At 43.4% G+C, this 18,011-nt stretch carries 26 protein-coding genes and 1 riboswitch; of the genes, 12 read left to right on the forward strand and 14 right to left on the reverse strand.

The window, feature by feature from the left end:
* Positions 1 to 233: 233 nt before the first annotated feature.
* Genes QUE61_RS06055 through QUE61_RS06065 form a run of 3 tightly spaced genes read right to left on the reverse strand, consistent with a single transcriptional unit; the run spans position 234 to position 2,003 of the window.
* Complete coding sequence (locus QUE61_RS06055; RefSeq protein WP_286306368.1) at positions 234 to 791, reverse strand: demethoxyubiquinone hydroxylase family protein; 558 nt, start codon at positions 789 to 791, stop codon at positions 234 to 236.
* An 8-nt stretch (positions 792 to 799) separates the two neighbouring features.
* Positions 800 to 1,369, reverse strand: coding sequence for a DUF2076 domain-containing protein (locus tag QUE61_RS06060; RefSeq protein WP_286306369.1), 570 nt, complete (start codon positions 1,367 to 1,369; stop codon positions 800 to 802).
* A gap of 22 nt (positions 1,370 to 1,391) precedes the next feature.
* Entirely contained in the window at positions 1,392 to 2,003 is a 612-nt protein-coding gene (locus QUE61_RS06065; protein ID WP_286306370.1) for an alternative oxidase, read from the reverse strand.
* A gap of 202 nt (positions 2,004 to 2,205) precedes the next feature.
* Between QUE61_RS06065 and QUE61_RS06070 the strand changes: the two genes are divergently transcribed.
* The gene (locus tag QUE61_RS06070) at positions 2,206 to 2,445 is read left to right on the forward strand and encodes a hypothetical protein (RefSeq protein ID WP_286306371.1); all 240 of its coding nucleotides are present in this window, start codon (positions 2,206 to 2,208) and stop codon (positions 2,443 to 2,445) included.
* Positions 2,446 to 2,604: 159 nt separating this feature from the next.
* Here QUE61_RS06070 and QUE61_RS06075 read toward each other — a convergent pair whose 3' ends face one another.
* Genes QUE61_RS06075 through QUE61_RS06085 form a run of 3 tightly spaced genes read right to left on the reverse strand, consistent with a single transcriptional unit; the run spans position 2,605 to position 3,408 of the window.
* Positions 2,605 to 2,769 carry a hypothetical protein gene (locus QUE61_RS06075; protein ID WP_286306372.1) on the reverse strand — a complete coding sequence of 55 codons (165 nt, stop codon included), beginning with the start codon at positions 2,767 to 2,769 and terminating at the stop codon, positions 2,605 to 2,607.
* A complete protein-coding gene (locus QUE61_RS06080; RefSeq protein ID WP_286306373.1) occupies positions 2,769 to 2,918 on the reverse strand; it encodes a hypothetical protein in 150 nt (49 codons plus the stop codon). The genes QUE61_RS06075 and QUE61_RS06080 overlap by 1 nt, the downstream gene beginning before the upstream one ends.
* 49 nt (positions 2,919 to 2,967) lie before the next feature.
* Entirely contained in the window at positions 2,968 to 3,408 is a 441-nt protein-coding gene (locus tag QUE61_RS06085; RefSeq protein ID WP_286306374.1) for a DUF6641 family protein, read from the reverse strand.
* A 349-nt stretch (positions 3,409 to 3,757) separates the two neighbouring features.
* On the opposite strand from QUE61_RS06085, the gene QUE61_RS06090 reads away from it, so the two are divergent.
* The gene (locus QUE61_RS06090; RefSeq protein WP_286306375.1) at positions 3,758 to 4,291 is read left to right on the forward strand and encodes a hypothetical protein; all 534 of its coding nucleotides are present in this window, start codon (positions 3,758 to 3,760) and stop codon (positions 4,289 to 4,291) included.
* A gap of 253 nt (positions 4,292 to 4,544) precedes the next feature.
* Positions 4,545 to 5,111: a tyrosine-type recombinase/integrase gene (locus QUE61_RS06095; RefSeq protein ID WP_286306376.1), complete on the forward strand. Its 567-nt coding sequence runs from the start codon at positions 4,545 to 4,547 to the stop codon at positions 5,109 to 5,111.
* Here the strand turns inward: QUE61_RS06095 and QUE61_RS06100 are convergent.
* Positions 5,103 to 6,116 carry a hypothetical protein gene (locus QUE61_RS06100; RefSeq protein WP_286306377.1) on the reverse strand — a complete coding sequence of 338 codons (1,014 nt, stop codon included), beginning with the start codon at positions 6,114 to 6,116 and terminating at the stop codon, positions 5,103 to 5,105. The genes QUE61_RS06095 and QUE61_RS06100 overlap by 9 nt on opposite strands.
* Positions 6,117 to 6,303: 187 nt before the next feature.
* Here QUE61_RS06100 and QUE61_RS06105 point away from each other — a divergent pair, with 187 nt between their 5' ends.
* The 5 genes from QUE61_RS06105 to QUE61_RS06125 all read left to right on the forward strand — a co-directional run bounded on the left by QUE61_RS06105 (position 6,304) and on the right by QUE61_RS06125 (position 9,243).
* Positions 6,304 to 7,101: a hypothetical protein gene (locus QUE61_RS06105; RefSeq protein WP_286306378.1), complete on the forward strand. Its 798-nt coding sequence runs from the start codon at positions 6,304 to 6,306 to the stop codon at positions 7,099 to 7,101.
* Positions 7,102 to 7,160: 59 nt separating this feature from the next.
* Positions 7,161 to 7,862, forward strand: a complete 702-nt coding sequence (locus tag QUE61_RS06110; protein WP_286306379.1) for a hypothetical protein — start codon at positions 7,161 to 7,163, stop codon at positions 7,860 to 7,862.
* The gene (locus QUE61_RS06115; RefSeq protein WP_286306380.1) at positions 7,855 to 8,301 is read left to right on the forward strand and encodes a hypothetical protein; all 447 of its coding nucleotides are present in this window, start codon (positions 7,855 to 7,857) and stop codon (positions 8,299 to 8,301) included. The genes QUE61_RS06110 and QUE61_RS06115 overlap by 8 nt, the downstream gene beginning before the upstream one ends.
* Before the next feature lie 125 nt (positions 8,302 to 8,426).
* Entirely contained in the window at positions 8,427 to 8,681 is a 255-nt protein-coding gene (locus tag QUE61_RS06120; RefSeq protein ID WP_286306381.1) for a hypothetical protein, read from the forward strand.
* Positions 8,662 to 9,243 (forward strand): hypothetical protein, encoded by a 582-nt coding sequence (locus QUE61_RS06125; protein WP_286306382.1) that lies wholly within the window; start codon positions 8,662 to 8,664, stop codon positions 9,241 to 9,243. Before QUE61_RS06120 ends, QUE61_RS06125 begins: the two co-directional genes overlap by 20 nt.
* A 50-nt stretch (positions 9,244 to 9,293) precedes the next feature.
* On the opposite strand, the gene QUE61_RS06130 is transcribed toward QUE61_RS06125, so the two are convergent.
* The 4 genes from QUE61_RS06130 to QUE61_RS06145 all read right to left on the reverse strand — a co-directional run bounded on the left by QUE61_RS06130 (position 9,294) and on the right by QUE61_RS06145 (position 12,944).
* Complete coding sequence (locus QUE61_RS06130; RefSeq protein WP_286306383.1) at positions 9,294 to 10,517, reverse strand: tyrosine-type recombinase/integrase; 1,224 nt, start codon at positions 10,515 to 10,517, stop codon at positions 9,294 to 9,296.
* Between the two features lie 99 nt (positions 10,518 to 10,616).
* On the reverse strand, positions 10,617 to 11,561 hold the full coding sequence (locus QUE61_RS06135) for an ATP-binding protein (RefSeq protein ID WP_286306384.1): 945 nt from the start codon (positions 11,559 to 11,561) through the stop codon (positions 10,617 to 10,619).
* Between the two features lie 403 nt (positions 11,562 to 11,964).
* Positions 11,965 to 12,627, reverse strand: a complete 663-nt coding sequence (locus QUE61_RS06140) for a response regulator transcription factor (RefSeq protein WP_286306385.1) — start codon at positions 12,625 to 12,627, stop codon at positions 11,965 to 11,967.
* An 11-nt stretch (positions 12,628 to 12,638) separates the two neighbouring features.
* A complete protein-coding gene (locus tag QUE61_RS06145; protein WP_286306386.1) occupies positions 12,639 to 12,944 on the reverse strand; it encodes a PepSY domain-containing protein in 306 nt (101 codons plus the stop codon).
* Positions 12,945 to 13,047: 103 nt separating this feature from the next.
* On the opposite strand from QUE61_RS06145, the gene QUE61_RS06150 reads away from it, so the two are divergent.
* From QUE61_RS06150 to QUE61_RS06160, 3 genes are read left to right on the forward strand one after another with little or no spacing between them, the layout of a single operon-like run.
* On the forward strand, positions 13,048 to 13,446 hold the full coding sequence (locus QUE61_RS06150; RefSeq protein ID WP_286306387.1) for a DUF1924 domain-containing protein: 399 nt from the start codon (positions 13,048 to 13,050) through the stop codon (positions 13,444 to 13,446).
* Between the two features lie 13 nt (positions 13,447 to 13,459).
* Positions 13,460 to 13,978 (forward strand): diheme cytochrome c, encoded by a 519-nt coding sequence (locus tag QUE61_RS06155; RefSeq protein WP_286306388.1) that lies wholly within the window; start codon positions 13,460 to 13,462, stop codon positions 13,976 to 13,978.
* Between the two features lie 9 nt (positions 13,979 to 13,987).
* Positions 13,988 to 14,497 carry a cytochrome b/b6 domain-containing protein gene (locus tag QUE61_RS06160; RefSeq protein ID WP_286306389.1) on the forward strand — a complete coding sequence of 170 codons (510 nt, stop codon included), beginning with the start codon at positions 13,988 to 13,990 and terminating at the stop codon, positions 14,495 to 14,497.
* A gap of 133 nt (positions 14,498 to 14,630) precedes the next feature.
* Here QUE61_RS06160 and QUE61_RS06165 read toward each other — a convergent pair whose 3' ends face one another.
* Positions 14,631 to 15,470, reverse strand: a complete 840-nt coding sequence (locus QUE61_RS06165; RefSeq protein ID WP_286306390.1) for a class I SAM-dependent methyltransferase — start codon at positions 15,468 to 15,470, stop codon at positions 14,631 to 14,633.
* Positions 15,471 to 15,624: 154 nt separating this feature from the next.
* Positions 15,625 to 16,023 carry a hypothetical protein gene (locus QUE61_RS06170; protein ID WP_286306391.1) on the reverse strand — a complete coding sequence of 133 codons (399 nt, stop codon included), beginning with the start codon at positions 16,021 to 16,023 and terminating at the stop codon, positions 15,625 to 15,627.
* 107 nt (positions 16,024 to 16,130) lie between these two features.
* Positions 16,131 to 16,305: riboswitch (yybP-ykoY riboswitch) on the forward strand.
* Between the two features lie 13 nt (positions 16,306 to 16,318).
* On the opposite strand from QUE61_RS06170, the gene QUE61_RS06175 reads away from it, so the two are divergent.
* Entirely contained in the window at positions 16,319 to 16,891 is a 573-nt protein-coding gene (locus QUE61_RS06175; protein WP_286306392.1) for a TMEM165/GDT1 family protein, read from the forward strand.
* 246 nt (positions 16,892 to 17,137) lie between these two features.
* On the opposite strand, the gene QUE61_RS06180 is transcribed toward QUE61_RS06175, so the two are convergent.
* The gene (locus QUE61_RS06180) at positions 17,138 to 17,995 is read right to left on the reverse strand and encodes a hypothetical protein (RefSeq protein WP_286306393.1); all 858 of its coding nucleotides are present in this window, start codon (positions 17,993 to 17,995) and stop codon (positions 17,138 to 17,140) included.
* Between the last annotated feature and the right edge of the window lie 16 nt (positions 17,996 to 18,011).

Here is an 18,011-nt window from a genome sequence, read left to right on the forward strand (position 1 = left end):
TTTGATTATCAATGAACCAGTTGATCTTTGCTCACTTAACAATTAATAAGCGATAGATAGTTTTTACTACACTGATACTTACTTATAGTTGTCGTTTAAACCGACATTTCTCTGGGTGGGTAATAAAAAAATGGTCGCCAAAGCGACCGAATTGAGGAAGAAAAACAACTTAAATGTTAGCCTAGTTTTACAGGAGCCCCATTCAATTTAACTATCAACTTATGGTGTTTCGGTTAAATTTTGCGAGCTAGAGATACTGCGAGTTTTGAGCCAATTCCAACAACTTTGCACCAAGCCGCCAAAACAAGCCCTGGAGGATCTGATTGAATCAGGTCTTTGGCCTCATCGCGATGATGCTGTTCATCAGCCTGGCAACGTTGTAATAGGGATAGTAGCTCTGTGGGCCCGCCAAAAGACTGAATGTGATCAATTTGCTCCTGATAATGCTGATCCACAAATGTCTCTACGGCTGCTATCGTGGCATAGACTGATTTAGATCCAAAAAGTGCTGGAATAGCGCCAGTTAACCAGCCGGCCAATTTCCATGGACCTAGTAAACGACTTCGGTTGCTCGGCTCTAACCACTCTTCAACCAATTGAAGGTGCTCTACTTCGGTCTTTAAATGATGCTTAGCAAAAGTGACTAGTTCTTGATTGTGATAAATTTGGGCAATCGTAATAATGCCTTGATAAATGTAAACCGCCCCAGTCTCTCCCGCGTGATCGGAGCGTAGCTCACGAATTAAATACGGAGAAAGCTCCGCATGGACTGGATTGATGGCCAACTCCATATCAATCCTTATACAAAGTCATCGCCGCCAAAATCACTATCGATTTGATCTTGGAAATCATGTTGGTCATATTGGACCGTTTGTAAATCATCATTCGTCCCACCAGAGCCCAACGGGCCTAAATTGGGCTGGTTTTGATCGTGTCCCAACATACTCTGAATACCTTGGTAGAGCATCGATCCAACCACCACACCAGCAGCAGTAGTTGCAATGGTTCCTAATAAGCCAGCACCCCAGGCACTCGGTTGATTTGGTGATATTGCATTTGTCTTGGTTGTTTGAAGTGGCGCATTAGTCGGGGGTGAACCTGGGGCTCTACCCCAAGAATTATGGTCATTGATAAAACTTGACGGCTTAGTCTGAGGGTTTACAGCCTGTAGCTCAGTAAGTTGTTTTTGAGTAGCCTGCAGGGCTAACTCCAGCCCAAGGGCGCGCTGAACCAACAAGTAGGTTGCATCGGGATTATTTCTGGTACTGTCCGCAATCAATTTGTCCGCATCAAGATCTTTTGGATTTGCCTGAGAATTTTTTAATTGCTGAAGAAACTTCTCAAGCATTACTTTTTCATTGGGGTTCATTGCCTATTATTCCTTCCATTAACTAGGATGTTTTACGCTGCTCATCGTATTCTTTAGCAAATTGATGATTGGTATCACGATGGTGTGCCTCATCCTCACGAACAGCAATTACTACATCACGCAGTGTGGCATCTGGGGCTAATTTCCAATAATCAATTGCTATTTTTGGCGCTGGAATATTAGGCGTTCTTCCAGAATCAATCTCTTTGAGATACTCAGTGTAGGAGTACACTGCCTCTTCTTCAAAATACCCAACGATACGATGAGCTGTTCTTGGAAAGAACACATAAATCACAAAGAATAGATTCCAAAAGACGGCTTGGGCAATTAAAACTAAATACCGCTCAAATAAGTTCGGCTTTGCAATCTCAATAAATGTCATTAAGTGCATACGTTCATTTTCGGCTTCAGCCAGTAAGGTACGGATCTTGGGGCCGTAGCCGACTCGCATGCGTCGCAGGCTAGTCAAGTGGGTCCACATTCCTGCAACCATCCCTGGCACACCGGCTACTGTCTCTAGTACAACGGCGCGATGTCCATACCGTGTTTTGAAAAAGGTATCGGCAAAGAACCGCATGCTTTTGGTAAAGATCAAGGCAACGCGATCAGAAATAGTAATAGGTTGATAGTGCATGAATAGACTATATAGAGATGTACCTTTTTGTGTGTGCCGCCAATCCGGGAGAGGCTCTTTAGCCTTTGAGCACCAATAGTTCAGTGTCACATTTGATTGACAGCTCTTATACCAATGACTTCAACAAGTCATTTATAAGACTTACAAATGCAAGAATGCTTGTTAAGCGCTATATTAAAAACTCAAACTTATGGAGGTTTCAATGAAAAAACTGCTCGTATCAACTATCCTACTCGCTGCCTCTGGTCTTGCCCTAGCTCATGGCTGTCCTGGTGAGATGAAAAAAATTGATGCCGCTATGCCCACTACTAAACTAAGTGCTCAAGACGCAACCAAGGTAAAAGAACTTCGTGCTAAGGGTGAAGAACAGCACAAAGCAGGTCAACATACTGAATCGATGAAGTCCTTGGCTGATGCGAAGAAAATCATGGGAATTCAATAAACTAATAATAAGTAACTTCTAGGTAACTTATCGAATAGGGGGATGATATCCCTCTATTTGTTTTGTACGACTCGACACATAGTTAACACTTTATACCGGACACATACTTTACAGTTTTTGGCCTGCCCAGCAGTAATTAGAACCCTTATCAACCGTCTTTTAACTGGACGTTGATCTCAAACTAGCCTGTGCCCGCCGAATCTGCTGTCTAGCTCGCTCAGCTTTCACCGCTTGTTGGGCTTGCTTGACTCGCGATTGCATACTTTTAATGCGCTGTTGATCAGGCGAGAGCGGACGCTGAGGTTTGATTTCCGCAATCCGCATCAGTGCCCCACCTGCTGCGGAACTTGCAATACATTCGCAGCACCAAATTGCGCTTGCAGAATTTTGGTGGCTTCGAGGCTGGTTCGGGCCATGATCATGGTTTGCACCACCATGCCCGATGCTCGCACTAGGCATTGAAACTGTTTCATATGAGTATTTAGCGCTGACTAAGAAAACCGTCCCGATTAAGGACGCTGGTCAGCGTCGAAAGCCACTACGCAGACTTTGGCTGGCCAATTCAATCTGTGAGTCCAACTCCCCTGCCTCAACCGCGGTTTTGATGACCTCCAAGGTTTTGATGAGATCGGCAGCGCTGGCGACCTCAATGCTGGGTTTGCCTTTGGCCAGTTCTAAGGTGTAGCTACCATAGCGAATAGCGATGCATACTTTGCCGGCCTCGCTTTGAAACCACCACGGTTTGATCCTTTTGGGCACTTCCACCTGTTTCTTCACACCGGTTTCAGGATCTCGAACACTTCTAAATTTATGGATTACGAACGGTGTGCCATCGATCTGGCTTTTGGCCAACTGGATCTGCTCCCAGAGCTTGGCCGCGAGCTTGTGCCTGCGAACTACGATCACCGGCATATTGCGTGGCTTTTTATCCGCTACGAGTTTAAGTTCACTAATTGCACCCATCACACTCTCCTTAATTGAATTGCTAGCACTAAGTGTGTAATCGTTTGGCGTTTTGGACGACCTTTTTTTGGTCGATGGGCTGATTTGGCTCATTTTGGATGGGAAAAATACGGTTTTTATTAGCAAGAGATAAATATTTACGAGTCGCAAAGTGAGTTGCTATACGAGTTGCTAAGAGAGGCGTATGTGAAATGGTTGCTAGATGCGGCGGTTGGATGCAATTGGGGACAAATGAGTAGCTCTGAACTCAATACCCGCATCCAGTGCAACAGCAACCAGTTCTTGGATCTGCCTCTCTTAGTGACTCAGGCAACACTGCGACTTCTTTCAAACTTAAAGGAGATTAAAAATGAAAGAAATTACCGCCCGTTTATGGGATAACCCCAAATTTGGAACCACCTATGGCAAGGGCCAATATCGCCGAGCCATCTACAACGGCACTTTGGAGGTCAGCCAACCCCGCAGCAAGTATTTAGTGGATTTTGAGGAGATCGAAGCCTGGTTTCACACAGCCAAAGCACCTGTGCATGTGAGCATGACACAACGCTTGGAAGAATTACCTGTCAATGAATCCGGTGTGCTCATGAGCTGGATCTATCGCTATGAACTATCTAATAAGATTCCGGTACGAGGCTATGCAGCCTTGGATCTCAATCACCATCGCTTGATCATTGAGATCGAAGATGCGGATACCCAAATCCATGAATCGTGGAACTTGGCCGTACGAGCTTGCATTGCGCGAACACCTGGAAAACCCACTCCCACGCTGATCGCTACCAACGCTACTTTGTTAGATTCGCCTCAAAATCCGTCTACAAACGGTGCTTTTACCGGAGCGAATATGCGAGCACTAGAGGAGCTAGCGCACCGCGCACAACGCTGATTTGAAGCGTTGCTGCACAAACGCCCAAAATCGTCGTCTTTTCGCCACGAAAAACGGGGTTTTGGGCTAAATACTGATAGACAAATACAGGTTAAGAAAATGTAACTTTTCTTAACCTGCTTTGTAAGTCATTGATTCTTGGAAGGACTTTTTTGTCGGGCGATTTGGCTGTTACCCGCAAATTCCGGTCGACCTTTTGTTGATAAGAAAACATACTGTAAACACACTTTTTATTTATGAAAGGACTACCAAAATGGCACAAGCCAAAACCCTAACAACCCAAGAACTCGAGCAAGTATTTGCGTATGTGGATAAAAACCGATACGCAGAACGCAATCGCGCGATTTTGGCCATGAGCTTTTACGCGGGGCTGCGTGTGGCCGAAATCGCCAGCCTACGAATGGGCGATGTCTTAAACTCCGACGGCACAATCAAGAGTGAGATTCGCCTAAGTGCAGCGCAGACCAAAGGCAAACATCCGAGAACTGTATTTGTATCGCAGCGCTTACGGGCAGAACTAGAGCGCTACATTACTACTCGCCATGTCAAGAACGCTGATGTGCCCTTCTTCCATACCGAGAATCGCTTGGGATTTACCCCAAATGGTCTTTGTGTCTGGTTCTTCCAGCTGTACAAGAACGCGGGAATCAGTGGCGGGAGCAGCCATTCAGGAAGAAAATTTTTTATTACAACCTTGGCAAACAAGGGCATCGGTGTACGAATCTTAGCCAGCCTGGCGGGTCATAAGAATATCTCGGTTACTCAGAGATACATTGATGTCAACGATGAGCAGAAACGTAATGCGGTAGAGTTAATATAGACGTTCAAGACTATCAAGATTATAAGATTTTGCCCTCTCAATCAGGCTGGGCAATTCATTTACTATCTGATTTACATCTTGCGTCTTGTATGGTGTTATCTCCTGAATGATATTAAATAGATTCATAAAATAATCAGGCATCTGAAGATACTTACTATGAATGCCTGGGCCCTTTTTAGTATGCGGAAACGAACTTCTTGCCGCGGCTTCGGCTAGATTAATAGCCATAGTTAATTGGTTTTTTATTCCCGACCTAACGCTTTTAGCAGCCTCTGAATTTGAGTCATCTTTAATACCAGCTAAAGATGTCTTAAGAGTATTAGCCATTTTTGCAAGCTCAATAAGAGAAATTTCTGGGAATCGAATTCGTAATTCAAAGGTTCTATAACAATCTCTTAAGGCACCTTCCTTTAACTTTGACTGTTTAATGAAAAAATTTCCATGGGCGGTATTTTCTTGGGGATACACGTTATATCGATCCATTATTTCAATAAATTCCCTGATAAGAACATTTTTTGATTTATCCATAGTCACACCAAGAATTAAGGTATCTGGAAATGATGGGCTATCAATTACATGATCAAGGTAATTTTGAAACCTAATATTGAATAACTGGCGTTTGTTTTGGTCATATTTTTTGCCAAACTGGATTAGGGCTAACTCCTTAAACTTTATATCTTCTAATTTGTTGAATTGTAGTTGCCCAAAGGTAGCCCACCAGCGAACAAAATCAAAATGCCAAACATCATATAAGCCTTGATACGTCATGTTGACCAAATCATAGTCTGGCAAATAATCTTTGTAGTTATCTGGATTTTTTCCTCCTGATTTAATTTCTGCCTGACAGTCTCTTACATATCGATAACTTGCACTAATTTGTAAGAACCTAAAAAACCATTTATGGCGCCAGTCTGGTCTAACAGCAAAATTAAATTTCTGGCACACCTCATTCAACACTTTATCGTGTTGCTCAAACTCATCTGATATTAGTTTTTGATCATTCATAGTTAATTGAATTTTGATCAAAATTCTTTTGATCGACAAGAGGCCTTACCTCCAAGAAACTCCTTAAACGTAGCGCCCTCTTCAAATATTTGCCTATTTGAAGACAAAAAGTCGGGATTCCCGACAAAGCCTTTCCCAGGCAGCAGGCTAAGGAAAGTTTTAGTAATTCTGAATACAAGGAGGTCGTATGACCCAATTAGTAGTAGAAACAAGAGCGGTAGATCAATCCTCTACCACTGGCCTAGCAGACCGAGTAAGTCTCTATGGCCGCAAGGAAATCAGTGAGGTGATTGCCAACCTCATTGCTGAGCGTAAGCATTGGGAAACCAATGAATTTGCCAGTAGTAATAAGCGCAAGTATCAAATTCTGCAAAGCTGCTATGTGCTGTACAAAGACATGGTAGGTATTACTGTGGAAAAACTTGCTCTTAAACGTGCCTTTAACAAGCACTGCGAAGAGCTTGGGTTCGAGTTCAAAGATAGTACCCACCTAATGGTTCGGGTAGTAACTGCTGTATTTGGCAATCAAGACCGCCGTCGAGTCTCCAGCTATGCCAAAGCCTTACGCATCGCCGCAGAAAAGAATATCGGCAGTATGGATATTCCTAAATTCTTAAGCGATGCCGGTGGCATTGAAGAAGTTCGGCGCGAGGGCAAAACCGTCAAGGTCAACATCAAGGAAAAAGCCAAAGTTGGTTTGACATTGATGCAAGGTAAAACGCTCGCTCAAGTACAAGGCGATGCCCTCAATGCAGAATTTGATGAAGCGGCCTACGATGGCGCGGCGTTATTAATGTCAACCCGTGAAGTCGATGGCAGCTTTCACATCAAGTACGTACTGCAAAACGGCGTACTCATTACCAGCGCCCTAGCCCATTTGCCCACCCTCTTAAAAGACAAAGAGGCCTTAAAGGCAGAAGAGCAAAAGGCAGCCAATGATGAGGCGATTCGCGCTGCAGCCATTCAAGAGGCGCAAGCCGCATAACCCCCAGGCGCTACTAACCCGTCAACAAATAGGCAAATTCAACCACTTTAGGAGTCCACATGACACTCGTTATTAATCCACCCCAAACCCTAGATGACTTTCCACTCATGCCGCAATCGCAGCAAAAGCTGAAGATGATCCTCAATGGGCAAATCGCATTTCCTGGCCAAAAGAAAAGTATCTTGCTCTATGGTGTCTATGGTACGGGTAAAACCACCATGGCCAAATTACTGCCTGGCTGGATCGAAACCTCTAAGACCACCACCGGCTGGCAAAACCAGCCCGTTGAAAAGCTCATGGATACCACTAACCCAAATTATGAGATTCATCCATGTGCTTCTGGTCAAAATGGCGTGAGCTTAATCAACCGCATTCAAACGCAAACCAGCTACATGAGCTTTAACACCAGTAACTTGCATTACGTGATCTTGGATGAATTTGATTTACTGACCGATTTAGCGATCGCCTCGTTTAAAGCAATTATGAATCGCGAAGATGTGGTTTACATTCTCACCACCAATCATCTCAATAAAGTGGATCGCGGTGTGCAAGACCGATCCATCTTGATTGATATGAATGCTCCACCACCCACTGCTTGGGTCGCCAAGTTACGAAAGATTTACTCGGATTCCGGAGTCATCGCGCCACCAGATCATGCCCTGGAAGGCATTGTGAGCGCAGGGAATGGCTCTGCCCGCAATATCTTGACTGATATTCAAATAGCCGAGGCTGGACGCTTGGAGACCTTGCCAAATGGTTGACCAAGATCTAAAAACCCGGTTGAAATTTTTTGCCATCAAAATTTTTGGGGATCTTTGCTATGGCTCTGACAAAATTTCAGAATTTTTAAATTTAGTTGAAATCGCATGCAAAATGCGCGATATTGCGGGGCCATTTCAATTTGAGGAAATATGGCAAAGCCATTTGCCAGAGAATCAAACCCCTCATATTTTTATTCAATTTAAATTCTCCCCAGCCGCATTAAATCATTACCTGGGATATGAGGGCGACTTTAATCAGTTTAGCTGGGCTTTTGTATTACCCATTATTCATGATCTCAAAACTGAAATCATCCCTGCGAACACCGTGGACTATCTCCTTTTGGGTTCTGTGCACATTTTGTCCAAGAACAAAGAAACTTTTACTGAATCCGGTGCTCTACAAATTCTTGATGGGTATGTCACTCATTCAAGTCGTTAATTTTATGAAAGGATTTTTTATGTCAAAGAAAGTAAAAAAAATGTGGTTTGGGTTGATTTCAAATCCAAGCGAAATGAGTCCGGATATAAACCGCAATCGATGAATACTAATTGAAAGGAATCAACATGAAAACCGTGGCAGTAATAATCAATATTACTTTTGATGACGAGCCTAACAAGCCCAATAGCTTAGCCGGCAATCCAACTACTTATTCGCCAAAAAGTGGATTCAATTTTTTATCTTCAACGACCACTAAACCTTGGCCTGATTTCACTGATAAAAAAATTGCTGCAGATAGAAAAACTTCTGCTAGCACAAATGTTATTGCATTTCCAAGTTGTGAGCTATTGAGGAGGCATCATGTCCGTACTGGGAAATAGCGACTCCGCAAATTTTATCTTTTTCCATATTCCTCGTGGTCATGCTTTACCCAGTAATGATGAATTTTCAAATGCATTTTCAAATCATCAAATGAAAATTTATAAAGCTAAAGGCTACTTTAGTTATGAACTTTCGGCAATCAATACTGCCTTTTTTATATTAAAAAATAATATAAAGGAATATGCCAAAAAATATGCCTATGTTGATGAATTTAATTTTGTTGCTCGATTGAACGCAACTTGCAAAGCAAACATTTTTTTTAATATTCAGCATCCTGAAATTGTTAAGCAATATCGACTCGACCAATCTACTTTGAAGTCGATTGTTAAAATGATTGGGGCTGTTAATTTTATAAAGGAGGCAAATGAAGATTTTAAAAACTGGAAAGATATATTTGAGAGAGGAAAGCAAATCAATCTTGAATTGATGCTAGCCGACCCAAAAATGGAAAACCCAAATGAGGCCTTCATAGCCTCTCTCTTTGATGATTATGGAGCCATTGCGTTAGATCACCTCTATCAACAAATTGTCGATTGGGATAAAAAAGTGACTTGGTTGTGACCTTCAAAGGTTAATTTAAAAGATTACGTTTTTGAAATTTTATAAGATAGTTAAGATAATCGCTCTGCACAAATCATCGGAGTTAACTTTGAGTAATGCTTTTCCAGCATCACAACCGAAGTACCCATCTGCCTAGCCACGGTGTGAATATCCACACCAGTGGCCAAGGCTTGGGTGGCATAGGTATGGCGTAGGCTATACAAGGTTCGGATTTGATTAGTCTGGGGATCACGCAGTAATTCAGCATCTTCTAATAGGCGTCGAAACACCCCATGCAGGCTATAAGGCTGGTCTCCCGCAGGGAACACAAACACCTTGCGATCCAAGCCTGCCACAATTAGCTGATCTAGGGATTCATAGGGCAGTTGTTGCCAGTGCATGAGCCTTTCCAGCGTCCCAATTAAGGACGCTCGGGCAATCAAGTGACGTGGGCCAGTTTTGCCCGATACCCAGATCTTCAAGTATTGTTCGCCACCTGCTCGGTGCCATTGGATGTCTTTCCAGCGGACGGGCATGGATTCGGTGCCTTGCCGGATGCCGGTATACAGCAAGAACTCCACATAACAGCGACATAATCTGGCCATGTCATGGAAGCGTTGGGTACGTCCGGCTCGTCGTTGCACTTCCCACCTGGGCATAAAGGCCAACAAGCGATCCACTTCCTCGGCACTGAAACTGGGTCTTGCTTGAGATCGATCACCTGCCACATTCAAGGTTACGGGTTTGGCAAAGCGATTGAGTAAGCCATTGTTACCGGCTCGTGCCATGACCCGATTAAAGGTCGTGGCGTGGTGGCGCTGGGTACTAAATCGGGGTTCACGACCCATCTGGGCAATGCGCCAACTATCAAACTCATCCACTTGTGTTTGCTGGATATCAGCTACCGCCAACCTGCCAAAGAATGGGATCAAATAGTACTCTAGCACATAGATATGATCCCGAATGCTTTGGCGATTCTTGGCCGTTTCAAGTTGAGACTTCAAGGATTCAAGTTCTTGCGTGGCTATCCAGGCAAAAGTTCGTGCTCTGTAAGCCTCTTCACTGGCATAGCTTTCATGGATTCGGTGATGCAGCTCAATTGCTCGGGTGCTGGCTTCAGCCACTTGATCACTGGCGGTGGTACCAGAAAACCATGAGCCGTTGTCCAGTCGAAAACGGCATTGCCATTGTGAACTACCAGATCTTTTGTATAAGACGATGGCACCATCAAGCAGCGGGATGGTTCTGGATTGGGTGGTAGCAGCTTGATTAAATAGGTATTGCAGATTGTTCACGGGCAGCGTCCTCGAAATAGACGCTCGTTAGCTTAACTTCAGATTGAGGTTTGGGCGACCGGGCTTTTTGTCGGGAAAACCGACATTTCAAACCCTCATTTACTGAACATTCGGCAGTTCGAGTGTTACAGATAATCCCCCAAGATTAGACTGATTCAAAACCACTCTGCCACCATAAATTTCAACCAATTCAGAGACGATTGATAGCCCCAACCCAGAACCCGGGGTCACTTCATCAAGCTTTATCCCTCTTTTAAGTGCCTCATCATACTTGATAGGATCTAAACCAATCCCGTCATCCTCAAAACAAATGAGAAGGAAATTTTCTCTACTTGTAATTTTGATATGAACGATTGATTTAGCCCATTTACAAGCGTTATCCAATACATTACCAATCATTTCCTGTAAATCATGGCCTTCACCATTAAAGATTGGGGCTGGCTCATTACAGGTAATCTTTATTTGTAAGCTCTTATCACTATGCAGTTTATCCATCACCCGAACAACCGATTGAATTGTTTCTAAAATTGGTGTGCCAGGTGTTACGATTCGATTAAGCGCTATAGATTTTGCCTTTGCTAGACTCCAGTCAACCTGCTCTTTAGCCGATTGTGTCTGCTGAAGAACCAATTCCTTAAAAGCCTCTTTGGATAGACTGCTGTCATGGACAGCGTTTTGAATCACCGCTAACGGGGTTTTAATAGCATGTGCTAAATTGCCAACTTGTGCTCTTGCCCTAACAATGATCTGTTGGTTTTGCCCCAAAACTGTATTGAAGTCTTTCACCAAAATATTGAACTCGGTAGGATACTCACCCTCAATCATTGAGCTTTTGCCACTCTTTAATCGAATCATTGCTTTTTTTAATGCTTCAAGAGGCTGTAATCCAATCGTAATTTGCATGATTAATATCATGAGGAGCGCAAGCGCAAGAATGAATAAGTAACGCCTAATTTCACTTGAAAATAATGTAATTTCAGCGTCAAGCGGTGAGCGATCGACAGCTACTGTTAGCGTAAATGGAGTTGACTGAGCATCCTCCAAGGAAACGGTTTTGGAGTAAGCCAGTAATGAATGCTGACCAATGCTACTAATTTCGTAAAAAAGAGGTTGATCAGACTGATTTTTGGAGCCGCGGATGGCGAGTGTTTGGTCCCAAAGGGAACGCGAGCGTAACACGGTCCCATCTGATGCATTGATCTGCCAATAGAGTCCAGATAGGGGCTTAGCCCATCTGGGCTCTCCCACTGGCGATACTAACTGGGGCTGCTGAGACCGCAAATCAATCGAGACAAGACTCGCCAACTGATTAAATTGAGTTTGTATGTTGAGTTCAAACTGCTTGCTGGCATATTGGGCAAACAAGTCCGCAATGACCCGATTAGCAACAAATAATGCGATAAGAATTGCTAAAATTGAGGTGACTGCGATCCGAAATCGCAGGGACTTAAGCATGATCGTTGAGTCGATACCCAAGGCCACGGACTGTCTCGATCAAACCTTCGGGTAGTTTTTTTCGCAAACGCGCGATAAAGACCTCAATCGTATTGGAGTCCTTGTCTTCATCATAGGCGTAAAGATGTTCACTCAGGGTTGTTTTATCAATCACTTTATTGGGGTGATGCATTAGGTAACTTAGCAAGCGCAACTCATAACTCGTTAAATTGATGGTATTGCCGTCAAGACTCACTCGATTACTAGCAAGATCTAAAGTCAATCCTTGGATACTAATTACTGAAGAAGAGTGACCGGTTGAGCGACGAATAACGCTTCGCACCCTTGCTAAAAGCTCCTCCATATGAAATGGCTTCGTGATGTAGTCATCCGCTCCAGAATCAATCCCAGCTACTTTCTCGCTCCAGTTATCCCGTGCAGTCAAAATAATGACTGGAAATGTTTTCTGAGCAGCTCGCCATCCCTTTAAGACCGAAATCCCATCAAGCTTGGGAAGGCCCAAGTCCAAAATGGCCGCATCAATCGCCTCTTCTTTTCCAAAATGAAGTGCATCCTCCCCATTACTGGCTATATCGACCACATAACCTTGCTCTTGGAGCGCTAGTTTTAATTGCTCACATAGAGTTGGTTCATCCTCAACCACGAGTAAACGCATCAATTGGCCTTTTAGTTTTTCTTGGTCTTTTGCTTTAAAACCTGACCGGTTTTAGCGTCTATCTCTAACTTCACGATTGAACCTGTCGAAGTCAGTTGCTTAATTTCATAAACCCAGACACCCTTCTCCTGATCAAGCTCCACTTCGAGCACTTGACCGGGATAATCTTTAGAAACCTTTTGTAATATTTCTTGCAGAGGAAGGATCTGACCAGATTGAACAGCTTTTCTAGCTCGCTCATGATCTGAATCGGCAAAACTAGTCATCGGCATCACAATGAGTGCTAATACCAGAAGAAACTGTGGGAGTTTTCGCATGGGGAAATTGTAAATCGGCAAGATGAATGGAATCTGAATAATGCCTTCAGCCTGGGTCTAGGAACATTATTTAATACTGGGGTCCAAACAATAAAGGACTCCAATGAAATACTCCTTCAGTCTTATCTTGATTATTGGCATAGGCATGGTAAATGCCGCCGTTGCCGGTGATACCAGCCCCACTGCACAGCTGAAATACTGGACAGATCAAACCGGTGCGGAGGCAAACCCGATTGCTGGAAAGCTTTTTTTTACCCAAACGCATGGCAAAGAATGGTCTTGTGCCTCATGCCATGGCAATTCACCTCTTAACACCGGCAAACATGCAAGTACGAATAAAGCTATTCCACCCTTAGCACCTAGCAGTAATCCAGAAGCATTTACGGAAACCACAAAGATTGAAAAGTGGTTTCGGCGTAACTGCAATGATGTCCTTGCTAGGGAATGCACTCCTTTAGAGAAAGCCAACGTGCTGGCTTATTTGATTTCGTTAACCAAATAAGTGGATGAGTGAAATGGCTCAAAAAAATAAACACCATCAGGAGATCAACATGAAAGAGTTTTTTGGATTAATTTTATTGACCTTGGTTCTATTGGCGGTGATTGCTTTGACCAGCAAGCATGCCAATGCCGGCAGCAAGAGTATGTCGCCGGTACAGTCTCTGCCCATATATCAAACTGAATGCGGCTCGTGCCACTTAGCCTACCCTCCCGGATTCTTACCAAAAACCTCATGGGAGCAATTGATGTCCACTCTTTCCAAACACTATGGGACCGATGCCTCAATCGATGCCAAATCCAGCCATCAAATCAATCAGTGGCTATCCCAGTATGGAGGAAGCTATAAGCGAGTCAAAGAATCGCCACCTGAGAATCGCATTACTAAATCGGTATGGTTTGAACGTAAACACCGCAAAGTGAAATCCAGCGACTTTACGAAGCCATCCGTGAAAAGCCCTGCCAATTGTGCAGCCTGCCATCAGCGGGCAGAGCAAGGTCAATTTGACGATGATGATGTTCGGATCCCAGAATAAGGCCATTCGATGAAAACACTCAAGCAAATTCTTCACCTAGCAGGCGCCATCACGTTTATAGGGGCATACCTTACCGCCGATAGTGAATCTTGGCGATTGATTCATGTGTATTTAGGTTATGGTTTTGGGATTATCTTTTCCCTTCGACTCTTGATTGGCCTAGTTCCAAGAACATCGATGGCATTTCAAACAATTTGGATGCGTGCCAATCTATTTAAAACAATTGTGCAAGATCTCAAGGATCTAAAACTTGAGCGTCTTTTCAAATGGCAAATTTGGTATGGATCCGGTATGGGGATTTTGGTATTTCTCATGTACTTTTTATCCATCCCGCTGGTTTTGTTCGGAATCGTGATTTTTGAGGAATTCGGTGGAAAATGGTTTATTAAATTTGCTGAAAATACCCACGAATTTATTGGTGAGTTTTATCTTTCGATTGTTTTGATTCACTTGGTACTTGTTTTTGGAAAATATCTTTTGTTAAAAACAAAAAATCAATTCCTAAGGCATGCTAATTAAATAGGCTGCCTTTTTAGGGTTAATCTATCAGGAAACTGGTGTGGGTTAGGTCAACAAAATTTAAGGCAAGGGCCTGAAGTTTGTCGTTTAAAACGACACTTCAGGCATTCTCATTCGGTTTTATTGTCAGATATTAATTTTTTGGCTTTTCAAACACCCCCAATATGGATGTCCCCCACGGAAAGGAAAGGTGATGACCTAATGGAGTTTCAGCATAGAACAGAGCCTTGAGCGCATTGTTGATGATAGGATGAGGCGTCTTGTACTCCTCTTTATAGAGCTTTGCCATTTGCTCCGCATTAAGTTCTTTGGGACGAGTTTTACGGGATAGCCAGTACAGCGGACTAAGCAAGAACATAAAGTAGCGCGCATCTTTAAGGATTAATCCACTATTCTTTGCCAGCTCCTGATACTTTGGTTTGTCGTAGCGACGTACGTGCTTTACGAACTCATCGTTATAGGACCAAAAGAAGTCAAGCGCTGGGGTTGCCACAAATAGCTTACCACCCGGCTTCACAGCTTTAGCTGCCTCCCGCATCACGGTGACATCATCGGGACAATGCTCAATTACATCTAATAAATAAGCCGTATCCCACTGCTCCTGCATTTGTAAATCCATGAGGTCAACGTGATACAGGTCCACATCCTCATCTAATACCCCTTTGGCATTGAGGAGTGCTACCCGGGAGGAATCCGCCAGCGCCAAATCGGTTAATCGATCGGGAATGGTTTGAGTAAGGTATTGCACCCAGCCGCCACATCCCCCACCCAAATCAATTGCTGAGAATTTTTCTGATGCTTGATGACGCTTTAATGACTCTAATAAAAAACGATGGCGCCCTAGATACCAAAAATGCTTGGATTGCATTTCAAATAAATGAGCAAACTGATCTTCAACAAATTCATCATTTCGATGCGTGACTGGTTTTTTTGGCACATAAATGCCATCGCTATCTTGGTAATACATAAACATCCCCATACCGATTTCGTAGCCGATTGGCTACAGCACTTGGTTTCGTGAGAAACCGCCCAGAATGGAGGTGAACAACCCGCTAAGGGTTTAAAGCAATGAAATGTATTTTTTAGAGGTTGCCACCAACCATTGGCTTACCTGAAGCGGTAAGCGCTTAGATGAAGTGGCGTTGGGGTGGCGCTAAAGCCGGGGGTGGAAACTTGGGGTTAAGAAATGAAAACGGGACCAATAAGGTCTTGGCAAACGAAACGCGCCGAATAAAGGGTCGATCTTTTAAGACTAAAAGGACGACTGCAACAAAAGCAACCGCAAAAGTGGTGTCGAGAAAATGCTTACGCGCATCTGGAACAGTCACTGCATATGAATCCGGGGTTGGCTCAGGACTGCCATCATCTAAGAGTCGCGCATTATCAAATGCGCTCAAACCCGACATATGAAATCCAGAATCGTTATCTCCAGCGATATGCGCATGTAAGAATGGAGACATGCACTTGAGGAAAACTCCCAAGAACAAAAAAACCGCCAAAGATGAGCGGGTGAATTTAAAGCGCATGATCGTATTCTAAGGGCAACTTGAATATTTTGATAACCATCATCCATGCTGGGCCTTTATCGCATGCAAGCTAAGGATCAGTTTTATGAGGGACCAATTCGTTTGTTACAATTGTGACGTCACTAGGGAGTAGCCGCCCTTCTTTATAGAAGATGGCTTACATCAACATACTTGGGCTTTTAGCTTATGGTGTAAGCGGTTTAGATACTTGGCAAGACTTTTGACTACAAACACTTACTTAGGCTGTGGGTGTCTTGTAGTCATTTGTTTATGACACAGCCTAGGGGACGTTCATATGGATTCACTCTTAATTTCCACTGGCGTGGTGGCACTTGCTGAAATGGGCGATAAAACTCAGCTTTTGGCTTTTATCTTAGCCGCTCGCTTTAAAAAACCTGTTCCTATTATTTTGGGGATTTTGGCCGCTACCACTATTAATCATGGATTAGCCGGTGCGTTGGGCGCTTGGATTACCTCCATGGTGAACCCCGATGTGTTGCGGTGGATTTTAGGCGCCTCCTTTATTGGCATGGCGATTTGGACTCTAAAGCCAGACAAAATTGAGGAGGAGGAAACTCAGATTGCCAAACATCTTGGGGTCTTTGGCGCCACCTTTATCACCTTCTTTTTTGCAGAAATGGGCGACAAAACTCAATTGGCAACCATCGCACTTGCGGCTCACTATGCCGCTCCATTAGCAGTTGTGGTTGGCACAACCTTGGGCATGATGATTGCCGATGTGCCTGCGGTGTTTGTCGGCAATAAATTTGCCGCAAAGATCCCAATGAAATTGGTTCACTCCATCGCTGCTGGAATATTTGCCGTAATGGGTGTCTTAACGCTTTTTGGTATCGATAAGCTCTTTTAATTAGGCGAGCAGCAACGTTTTGATATTTTTGAGCTTGGTCCCAAGAAATTTGACATAATAAAAAACGTAATTGGAAAAATTAGAACGCCAAATCAACGCTCTAGATACCAAAAAGGCCTCTAGTGAAATCTAGGGGCTTTTTGGTTGAAGTAAATGTAGTCGCTGTTCGAACAATGCTGAACTTATTAGAGCATTGCGGGTCAGGGTAGAGGGCGCTGGGTGAAAGCTTAAGAGACCGTGAACGATTTAAATAGAATCTCTTTTGTTAAAAACGATAGATAAATCCCTGATTGATGCCTGAATAATGATCCAAGAAATTTTTACTGAATCCAGGTCTGGATACGTATTTGATGTTATTTGAACATTTGGATGAATCAAATTTCTAAAATCCCTTAGTGCATGAGAAAACTTAGACATACTTGTTCTAATCCAACCCAACTTGTGAGCAACATCGATCATTTCGGATAATGTCCAGCCAGAGAATGGCTTCACCTTGCCAGTCTTTGAGTCTTTAGGAGAAGATTGACACCTGGCGACATCCTCTGGATAGCGTTGGAAAACTCCCAACAACAAACCTTCAAGAAAGCTTCCCATCAAGATTGTGGAGGCGAGGTGAGTTTGCATCTCCACGCATTTCTTAATCTCCTCTAGACGCCCTTCCAGAATCTTATGCAAAGAACTATCAAACTTTAAAAAATCTAAATTTGGAATTTCTAAAAACGCTTCATTGCCCAGCTCTTGATCTAAATTAAAATTAACTTCAATCATCTCAAAGACTGGGCTTGTCCCTTTCAAAACAACCTTGAAACCTTCTACATAAACAACTGCATTCAAGGAAGTCAGTGCTTCTTTAACTTTTTGTTTGTCCCCTCCATACTCATAAGGAGAGACAAATCGCTTTAGTATTTTTGCCAACTCCTGCTTGCTGCAATTTCTTAAACATTCTGCAACCCAAAATCGCCTTGTTGAGCCATCGTGAACAAATCTACCCACATCCGCCCCTGCAAAAAATTTCGTTAATCTATCTCCAGATCTATAAACAGGAGCACCTGGCAAATCGCCACATATTAGCTCTGCAAGATTTATATAAGTGTTATCGTCCACTAAATTCTTTCTTGAT

This window comes from Polynucleobacter sp. HIN5 (assembly GCF_030297555.1).
Classification (GTDB): Bacteria; Pseudomonadota; Gammaproteobacteria; order Burkholderiales; family Burkholderiaceae; genus Polynucleobacter.